This window comes from Deinococcus metallilatus, assembly GCF_004758605.1.
In the GTDB taxonomy this organism is placed as follows: domain Bacteria; phylum Deinococcota; class Deinococci; order Deinococcales; family Deinococcaceae; genus Deinococcus; species Deinococcus metallilatus.
On record NZ_CP038512.1, the window covers coordinates 2,224,700 to 2,233,701 of the forward strand.

At 69.8% G+C, this 9,002-nt stretch carries 9 protein-coding genes and 1 riboswitch; of the genes, 4 read left to right on the forward strand and 5 right to left on the reverse strand.

Going from position 1 to position 9,002, the window contains the following annotated elements; genetic code table 11:
* Positions 1-4: 4 nt before the first annotated feature.
* Both E5F05_RS16725 and E5F05_RS16730 read left to right on the forward strand, forming a co-directional pair.
* Positions 5-1,276 carry a glycosyltransferase family 2 protein gene (locus E5F05_RS16725; protein WP_129119766.1) on the forward strand — a complete coding sequence of 424 codons (1,272 nt, stop codon included), beginning with the start codon at positions 5-7 and terminating at the stop codon, positions 1,274-1,276.
* A gap of 293 nt (positions 1,277-1,569) precedes the next feature.
* Entirely contained in the window at positions 1,570-2,865 is a 1,296-nt protein-coding gene (locus E5F05_RS16730; protein WP_129119767.1) for a glycosyltransferase, read from the forward strand.
* Between the two features lie 92 nt (positions 2,866-2,957).
* Here E5F05_RS16730 and E5F05_RS16735 read toward each other — a convergent pair whose 3' ends face one another.
* The 4 genes from E5F05_RS16735 to E5F05_RS16750 form a co-directional block, all read right to left on the reverse strand.
* Complete coding sequence (locus E5F05_RS16735; protein WP_129119768.1) at positions 2,958-3,833, reverse strand: bifunctional 5,10-methylenetetrahydrofolate dehydrogenase/5,10-methenyltetrahydrofolate cyclohydrolase; 876 nt, start codon at positions 3,831-3,833, stop codon at positions 2,958-2,960.
* Between the two features lie 81 nt (positions 3,834-3,914).
* Complete coding sequence (purH, locus tag E5F05_RS16740) at positions 3,915-5,489, reverse strand: bifunctional phosphoribosylaminoimidazolecarboxamide formyltransferase/IMP cyclohydrolase (protein ID WP_129119769.1); 1,575 nt, start codon at positions 5,487-5,489, stop codon at positions 3,915-3,917.
* 52 nt (positions 5,490-5,541) lie between these two features.
* Positions 5,542-5,628: riboswitch (ZMP/ZTP riboswitch) on the reverse strand.
* A gap of 17 nt (positions 5,629-5,645) precedes the next feature.
* Entirely contained in the window at positions 5,646-6,053 is a 408-nt protein-coding gene (locus tag E5F05_RS16745) for a RidA family protein (protein ID WP_129119770.1), read from the reverse strand.
* A gap of 38 nt (positions 6,054-6,091) precedes the next feature.
* Positions 6,092-6,655, reverse strand: a complete 564-nt coding sequence (locus tag E5F05_RS16750) for a hypothetical protein (RefSeq protein ID WP_129119771.1) — start codon at positions 6,653-6,655, stop codon at positions 6,092-6,094.
* A 90-nt stretch (positions 6,656-6,745) separates the two neighbouring features.
* On the opposite strand from E5F05_RS16750, the gene E5F05_RS16755 reads away from it, so the two are divergent.
* The gene (locus E5F05_RS16755; protein WP_129119772.1) at positions 6,746-7,567 is read left to right on the forward strand and encodes a shikimate 5-dehydrogenase; all 822 of its coding nucleotides are present in this window, start codon (positions 6,746-6,748) and stop codon (positions 7,565-7,567) included.
* Positions 7,568-7,659: 92 nt separating this feature from the next.
* A complete protein-coding gene (locus E5F05_RS16760) occupies positions 7,660-8,553 on the forward strand; it encodes an FRG domain-containing protein (protein WP_129119773.1) in 894 nt (297 codons plus the stop codon).
* Positions 8,554-8,683: 130 nt separating this feature from the next.
* Here E5F05_RS16760 and E5F05_RS16765 read toward each other — a convergent pair whose 3' ends face one another.
* Positions 8,684-8,947: an acylphosphatase gene (locus E5F05_RS16765; RefSeq protein ID WP_129119774.1), complete on the reverse strand. Its 264-nt coding sequence runs from the start codon at positions 8,945-8,947 to the stop codon at positions 8,684-8,686.
* Positions 8,948-9,002 lie beyond the last annotated feature (55 nt).

Below are 9,002 nucleotides of genomic sequence, written 5' to 3' on the forward strand. Positions count from 1 at the left end.
CGCTATGTCCACCTGTTTCGAGATCGTGGAGGGGATCGGGTCCGTCCTGCTGACCCTCTATCTGACCTACTCGCTGTGCGCCCTGCTGGCCCGTCCCCCGGGTTCTACTCCACCGGAGAGGCCGCTGCACTTTACCTTCCTGATCCCGGCGCTGAACGAGGCGGCGGTGATCGGCGCGACCCTCCAGAACCTGCTGGCCGCCGCTCCCGGCGCGCGGGTGGTGGTGATTGACGACGCCAGTGACGACGCCACCGCCGAGCAGGTGACGGCGCGGGCAGAACAGGACGCGCGGGTGAAGCTGCTGCGCCGCCACTTCCCGGAGGCCCGCCAGGGCAAGGGGGAGGCGCTGAACTGGGGCGTGGCGCAACTGCTGCGGCGCGGCCTGCTGCCCCCCGTCCCCCTGGAAGAGCAGGTCCTGGTGGTGTTCGACGCCGATGGACGGCTGGACAGCACGCTCCTGGGCGAAGCGCGGCGGGCCTTTGCCGACCCGGACGTGATGGCCGCGCAGGCCCGTATCCGGGTCCGGCAGGGCGGGCCGCGCCAGGCGGGGTGGCGCGGGCTGTTCGGGCAGTTGATGCTGCTGCAACAGGACCTGGAGTTCTATGTGGTGCGTCATATCCAGCTCCTGCGCCAGCGGGTACAGACCGTGGGGCTGGGGGGCAACGGGCAGTTCATGCGCCTGTCCTACCTGGCGGCGCAACTCGCGGTGGGGCGCTCTCCCTGGCCCGCGGTCCTGCTGGAAGATTTCGCCAGCGGCCTGGAAGTGCGGCTCGCCAGCCCCCGTTACCGGCTGGTCTTTCTGGAATCCGGCGTCACACAGCAGGGCCTGACGGATCTCGGGCGGTTCTTGCGGCAACGCGCCCGCTGGACCCACGGCAACCTCCAGTGCTTCCCCAGGCTGGGCCGGGTCTGGTGTACCCCGATGCACCTGGGCGCGCGGCTGGACCTCACCTACTTTCTGGCGCAGCCCTGGCTGAATCTGGTCACCCTGTTCCTGCTGGTCTACTACCCGGCGCGCGCCGTCCAGCGCTTCCTCTCCGGCGAGGTGAACTGGCCGCTCACCTGCTCGCTGCTGGCCCTGAACCTGAGCATTCCCCTCGCCTGGGTGCTGCTGTACAGCCGCGAAAACCGCCTGACGCCCCGGCGGGCCGCCTTCGCCGCACTGGGGATGCCCCTCTACATGCTGATCATGATGCTCAGTGTGCCGCTGGCCTTTCGCAATTTCTTCCGGGGCCAGCACGGCTGGGTCAAGACGGCCCGGCATGCCGAAGTCTGACGTGGTCGGGAAAGCTCTGAACACAAGACCGGCAGCGAGCAGAAAACAAGGGACCTGCAAAACCTCGGAGCAGCGAAAGATATTCTCGTGTCGGCCTCTTTATGGCGGCCCCGGTCTGATAGCGGCTGGCCCGGTTCGAGAATGGAAGGGACATTCTTCCTCTCAGACGTGAACGGCGCGTCTGGTCAAGCGCCGCCCTTCTCTGTCACAAGTCCCGTGGTCTTCGCTTCATCTTCCATGCATAGTAAGGGGGTAAAACGGGTCCGCTGGGCCTGGCCCTGCCGAGGTGAATCTTGACGAACTTCTTTACTGCACTGGACCTGATCGGGCTGATCCTGCTGTGTTTTTACAGTTTCCAGATGCTGCTCGCGGCGCTGCTGCCCAAACCGAGACGTTCTGCTCCGGCCGATCCCGGTCTGCGCTTTACCTTTCTGATTCCGGCACTCAACGAGGCGCAGGTGATCGAGGCGACCGTGCGGAACCTGCGCCTCGTCTCGCCGGGCGACCGGGTGGCCGTGATCGACGACGGCAGCGACGACGCGACGGCGGTGCTCGTTTCGGCGCTCGCGGCCTCGGACCCCGGTGTGCTGCTGCTGCGGCGCGTCGCCCCGGAGGCCCGCCAGGGCAAGGGCAAGGCGCTGAACTGGGCGGTCACGGAGCTGCTGGCGGGCCTGCGCGCCGAGGGCGCCGACCTGTCGCGCGAGGTCTTCGCGGTGATCGACGCCGACGGCCGCATCGGGCCGGAACTGCTGGCGGAGGCGCGGCGGGCACTGGGGGACCGGCAGGTGATGGGCGCGCAGGCCCGCGTGCGGATTCGCCAGTCGGCACAGCGCCTCCAGCCCGCCAACCTGATTGGCCGCATGCTGGAGCAGCAGCAGGACGTGGAATTCTTCATCACCCGGCACCTCCAGGTGCTGCGGTCGCACTGGCACACGGCCGCGCTGTGCGGCAACGGGCAGTTCATGCGCGCGAGCTACGTGGCGGAGCAGTTCGCGCGGGGCGTGGACCCCTGGCCGGACGTGCTGCTGGAGGACTTCGCCAGCGGGCTGGAGGTCCGCCTCGCGCAGCCCGCGCACCGCCTCGCCTTTCTGGAACACCCGGTCACCCAGCAGGGCCTGCCCGACCTGCGGCGCTTTACCCGGCAGCGGGCACGCTGGACCCAGGGCACCTTGCAGTGCCTGCCCTACCTGGGACGGCTGTGGCGGACGGGGGTCCCCCTGCTGGCGCGGCTGGACTTCACGTACTTCATCCTCGGCCCCTGGTTCAACGTGGTGATCGTGCTGACGCTCCTGACACAGCCGCTGCGCTGGGCGACCGGCGCGCACGGCCTGATCCTGTCGCCCGAGGTGGGCCTGACCGTCAGCCTGCTGAACCTGGGCCTGCAACTGAACTGGCTGGTCCGCTACCAGTTGGAAAACCGGATGCCCGCCGGGCGGGTGCTGTTCACGGCGGCCAGCTTCCCGGTCTACGGGTTCGCGCTGTTCCTGAGCCTCCCGCTGGCCTTCAAGAACCACTTCACGGGCCGCCGCACCTGGGACAAGAGCGCCCGCCACGCCGAACCGGAAGGGGGACGCGCGGCCCGGGCGTGAGCGTGAACGCCGCGTCGTCCGGGGATTGACGGCCACAAGGAGCAGGGGGACGCCGAGCCAGCCCGCGTCCCCCTGCTCCTGTTTTTCCCCGGCTATTCCACCGACTCCCCCCGCTGCAACTTCACCGCGCGCACCAGGTTCTGGTACATCAGCGCGCTGGTGAGGGGACCGACGCCTCCCGGCACGGGTGTCTGGGCGCGGACGGGCAGATCGGGCAGGGCATCGCCCACCACCCCCTCCGGCGTGACGCTGATGCCCGCGTCGATCACGATGTGCTGGGGCTGGACGTGTTCGGGGCGCAGCAGGCCCGCGTGACCGACCGCCACCACCACCGCGTCCTGGGGGGCCAGCACGTCCGCCAGAGCACGGGTGTATTCGTTGCAGAGCGTGACCGTCACGCCGCGGTTGTTCAGCATGAAGGTGAGGGGGCGGCCCACCGTGCGCCCGGGGCCGATCACCGCCACTCGCCGTCCCCGCAGGTCATCGCCCAGCGCCTCCCGCAGCAGGAAGCGCACGCTGCGGGGCGTGGGCGGCAGCAGCGCCTCGGCCTCGCGTCCGGCGGCGATCAGGGCGAGGTTGGCGGGCGTCAGGCCCTCCACGTCCTTGCGGGGGGCGATGTGCAGCAGCGCGGCGTCGGCGTCCAGCCCCGCCGCCAGCGGCAATTCCAGCACGATGCCGTGGACATCAGCATCTGCCGAAAGCGTCTGCAAGGCCGCGTGCAGCTCGTCCTGCGTGGCGTCCGCGCCCAGATCACGCACCGTGAAGCGCACGCCCAGGCGCCCGGCCTGCCGCGCCTTGCTGTGGACGTACACGCGCGACGCCTCGTCGTCGGAGGCCAGCACACTGACCAGGTGGGGCCGGAAGCCGGGTTCCGCCTCGGCCCAGGCCGCCAGGGCGGCCCGGACACCGCGCGTCACGGCGTCGGCCAGGGGCTTGCCGGGAAGGGTCTGGGGTTGGGGTTCTGCCATGCGTCTCCTGGGTGGTCAACGTTCAACCATCAGCACTCAGCCTGAAGCGGAAGCTCCCGCTTGCGCCGCTGAAAGCTTCTCTCAATGCCGGAAGTGCCGCGACCCCGTGAACACCATGCTGAGGCCGAGGTCGTTCGCCGCCGCGATCACTTCCGGGTCGCGTTTCGCGCCGCCGGGCTGGAGGACGGCCGTTACGCCCGCTCCCGCCGCAAGGTGCACCACGTCGTCGAAGGGAAAGAACGCCTCGGAGGCGAGGACCGCGCCGCGTGCCCGCTCCCCGGCGTTCTGCACCGCCCGCTCGGCGGCCCAGATGCGGCTGACGGCCCCGGCGCCCAGGCCGACCGTCACGCCATCCTTCGCCAGCACCACGGCGTTGCTGCGCGCGTGCTTCACGACTGCCCAGGCGAAGCGCAGGTCCAGCCATTCCTGCTCTGTCGGCGGACGGGTAGTCACCACCTCGGGGCAGAGGTCGTCCCAGGGGCGGGCGTCGCGGCGCTGCACCGCGAAGCCCCCGGCGAGGGGCCGCACGTCCAGGGTGCCGGGGTAGGCGGCGGTGTCGGCCACCAGCACACGCAGGTCCGGTTTTTTCGCGGCGAACCACTCCACCGCCTCCGGCGTCACCTCCGGCGTGATCAGCACTTCCAGAAAGGTGCCGCGCATGCTCTGCGCCGCCGCGAGGTCCACCGGGCGGCTCACCGCGACCACGCCGCCGAACACGCTGAGGGTATCGGCATCGCGGGCCTGTTCCCAGGCGGCCTGGACGGTGTCCGCCACCGCAACACCGCAGGGGTTGGCGTGTTTCACCGCGACGCACACGGCGCGGGTTCCGGCCGGTTGGTCCTCCTGCGCCGCGAGTTCCTGCGCGAGTGCCCAGGCGGCGTCGGCATCGGCGTAGTTGTTGAAGCTCATCGGCTTCCCGGCGACCACGCGGGCGTCGAGCACCGGGCCGCGCTCCGCCCCGAGGCGGTAGATCGCGCCCGGCTGGTGAGGATTCTCGCCGTAACGCACCTCAGCCACCCGGGAGAGGTTCAGGGTGAGGTGCTCGGGGAGCGTCTCCTCCGCCCCGTCTGTGCCTGCCCCGTCTGCGCCTGCCCCGGCTGTGCCTTCCAGATAGGCGCTGATGGCGGCGTCGTAGTCGCTGGTGTGGCGAAACGCCTTGGCGGCGAGGCGGCGGCGGTCGGCCTGGGAAACCTCGTCCGCCAACGCCAGCCCGTAGTCGGCGGGGTCCACCAGCACCAGCACACCGGCGTGGTTCTTCGCGGCGGCGCGGATCATCGCGGGGCCGCCGATGTCGATGTTCTCGATGGCCTCCTCAAACCCGGCTCCACGCGCCACCGTCTCGCGGAAGGGGTAGAGGTTCACGCACACCAGGTCGATGGGGCCGAGGCCATGTTCCGCGAGCTGGGCCAGATGCCCCTCCTCGCGCCGGGCCAGGATGCCGCCGTGAATGGCGGGGTGCAGGGTCTTCACGCGCCCGTCCAGAATCTCGGGGAAGCCGGTCACGTCGCTGACCGCCGTCGCCGGGATGCCCGCAGACCGCAGCGCCGCCAACGTCCCGCCCGTGCTGAGCAGTTCCCAGCCGCGCTCTGCCAGAGCCCGCGCGAAGTCCTCGATGCCCGTCTTGTCGCTGACCGAAATCAGTGCCCGTCTCGTCATGCCTTCTCCTGCCTCCCCGCAAAAAAGCGCGGACGCCCCCGCAACAGGCGGTGCGTCCGACCCAGGCGCGCGATCACGTCTCTTTCCAGGTGACTTCCCCGTGGTCAGCCCACGTTCAGCGCCAGTCGCCACCCGCTCCGGAAACAGGATACAGGTTCAGGGGGCTACGGCAATCGCCTCGACCTCGATCAGCAGTTCAGGGCGCACCAGCGCCGCCACCTGGACCGCGCTGCTCGTCGGTGGGGTTTGCACGTTCACGAACTCATCCCGCACGGCCCGCATCTGGGGCAGGTGGGCAAAGTCCGTCAGGAAGAAGGTCAGTTTCACAACCGAGTCGAAGGTCAATCCGACCTCGGCCAGCGCCAGGGCGATGTTCCCGAACACCTTCCGGGCCTGGGCCGTGAAGTCCCCTGCGCCGACCGTCGCGCCGGACTCGTCCACGGCGATCTGCCCGGAGAGGTAGACGGTGCGCCCGCCCCGTACCTCGGCCAGATGGGAATAGCCGGGTGCGCGGCCCAGGGTGGGAACGTTGACGAACCGGACGTTGGGTGGCATGTCGCTCATGGGCGTCAGCCTAGCCCGGGCGCGTTCCGTTCAGCCCTTCACCCGCTGTTGCCCGACCCGTCCGGGTTTACGGGCGGCGTCTCGTGGGTGATGGGCACCGCACCTGTCCCCGCGTCCGGGCCGATCACGCGGCGCAGTTCGTCCAGTACGGCGCGTTCCTGCTCGCTCACCTGCTCGCCGCCGAGGCCCAGGAAACCGCCTTCCCTCGCGGCCTGGGCGGTGCGTTCGGCCACGGTCCAGAGCAGGTGGCGGTAGGCGGCGGCGTCCTCGGGGCTGGCCTTGCTGTTGACCAGCCAGACGGCCTGGCGCACGCCTTCCACGTTCTGCGCGCGGGCCTCGTCCATGTTGCGGGGCCGCTCCTGTGGCGGCAGGTCGCGGGGATCGGGCGGAGTGCCCACCAGGTCGGCGGCCATCGCCTCCAGCAGCGGCGTGCGGCCCTGCGCGCTCACCTGCTCGCGGATGGCCTGCCCGATGGCCTGCGCCTCCGCGAGCAGTCCGGTCACCCCGCTGGGGCTGGCGGCCACCACCGCGGCCCCTGCCCGGCCAGGACCGTTCATCACCTTGAACCACTCGTCCGCCGTAAAGTTGTCCTTGACGCTCATGCGGTCACCTTAAGGGGCGGGGGCGGCGGCGTGCCTTGGGGGAGCCTTCAAGGGGGGCGGCGAGGGGAGCTTCTTCTCACAGGAGACGGTATGGCGCGAACGATCACCAAGGACACCCAGCTCTGCATGTCCCTGGCGGGGCGACCGGGCAACTTCGGCACCCGCTTCCACAACTTCCTCTACGAGGAACTGGACCTCGACTTCATCTACAAGGCCTTTACCACGGATGACCTGCGGGCGGCCATCGGCGGTGTCCGGGCACTGGGCATCCGGGGTTGCGCCGTCTCGATGCCGTTCAAGGAAGCGTGCATCGCGTGGGTGGACGAGCTGGACCCCTCGGCCGCCGTGATCCAGTCCGTCAACACGGTGGTCAATACGGCGGGCTGGCTCCGGGCCTACAACACCGATTACCTGGCGGTAGCCAGCCTGCTGAAGGTCCATCAGGTGCCCCCGGATGCCCTGTTCGCCCTGCGCGGCAGTGGCGGCATGGCCAAGGCAGTCGCGGCGGCGTTGCGGGACGCGGGGTTCCGGCAGGGCGTCATCCTGGCCCGGAATCAGGCGGCCGGAGAGGCGCTGGCCCACTCCTGCGGTTTCCGCTGGCAGGCCGAGCTGGGACCGCTGCGCCCGGACGTGCTGATCAACGCGACGCCTCTCGGCATGGCGGGCGGCGAGGAGGCACAGGCCCTCGCCTTCCCGCCCGAGGTGGTGGCGAGCGCGGACACGGTGTTCGACGTGGTGGCGCTCCCGGCTGAGACGCCGCTGATCCGCCTCGCGCGGGAGCAGGGCCAACGGGTCATCACCGGAGCGGAGGTGATCGCCCTTCAGGCCGCCGAGCAGTTCGTGCTCTATACCGGCGTGCGCCCCAGTGCCGAACAGGTGCGCCGCGCCGCCGCTTTCGCCGCCACCGGGTAACTGGGCGACCGGAAGACGCCGGGGACAAGCTCAAGCATCAGCCTCCCTTCACCGTTGCCGCCGCTGTCCTGGCCCGCCCTTACCCTGGGGCCATGAACGAAATCCGGGTGTCGTCGTGGCCGGAACTGCATGAGGTGCTGTACGGGGAGTCCTGGAACGCCAGCCTGGGCCGCTTCCGGTCGCCCTTCGTGTTCCGGGGGCAGGGTCAGGCGGACGCCAAGCTCACAACCACGCTGCAACGGCTCTCGGGGGAAACGCGCGAGGTCGAGCGGCACCTGCTGCGCAACTTCCGCAAGTATGCCTACAGCAGCGGCATGGACCGCGACCTGTCGTGGTACTGGCTGGCGGTGGGCCAGCATCACGGCCTGCCGACCCGCCTGCTCGACTGGACCACCTCGCCCCTGGTCGCCCTGCACTTCGCCACCGGCGACGAGGACCTCTATGACCGGGACGGCGTCATCTGGATGGTCAACTTCACCCGGACCAACGAGGAACTGCCCCCCCCGCTGAAAACCCTGCTGGCCCAGGAAGGGGCGGACGTATTTACGGTGGACATGCTCACCGCCTTTTCCAGGGAGCATCAGGCGCGCGGGCCGGGCCGCCGCCCCACCTTCGACCTCGGCTGGCTGGAAGACCTGGAGCGGGAGGCCGAGCATCCCTTCCTGCTGTTTCTGGAACCGCCCTCCATCGACGAGCGCATCGTGCAGCAGGCCGCCCTCTTCTCGCTGCTCTCCGACCCGGAAGAACCCCTGGACGACTGGCTGGCCGATCATCCCCAGACCTATCGCCAGGTCATCCTGCCCGCCGCCCTCAAGTGGGAGGTCCGCGACAAGCTGGATCAATCCAACATCACCGAGCGCACCCTCTTTCCCGGGCTGGGCGGCCTCAGCCAGTCCCTCAAGCGTTACTACCGCGTGCGCCGCGAGCCGCCCCCACCCGGCGACACGCCGGAAGGGCAGAAGGAGGCAGTGGAGCGCCATACCTGAGGGGAGGCAAAAACCCCTCACCCAAGCCTCTCCCCAGGGGAGAGGGCTTTTCTATGACCCCTCTCCCCTTGGTAGAGGGGCCTGGCGAAGCCAGGGGGTGAGGGGTCTTTTTCCCCATCGTCCCGCCGCATCAGTACACGTGAAACTCCCGCAGCCCAGTCGCCTCGCTGTACTGGGTCTGCACGTCCTCGACGCGGGCGTGGGGCGGGCCGCGCCGCAGCCAGTGCAGCAGGCGGTCAAGGCCCTCCTGGGGACCTTCAGCGACGACCTCCACCCGTCCGTCGAGCAGGTTCTCGGCACTGCCGGATAAGCCGAGGTCGCGGGCGTGGCGTTGCACGTAGCGGCGGTACCCGACGCCCTGAACGGTACCGGAGACGAGAGCGGTCAGGCGCATGGGCCGCATGGTAGCGGGTCGGGGCACCCACAGAGCGTGCGTTTCTGACGGTCGG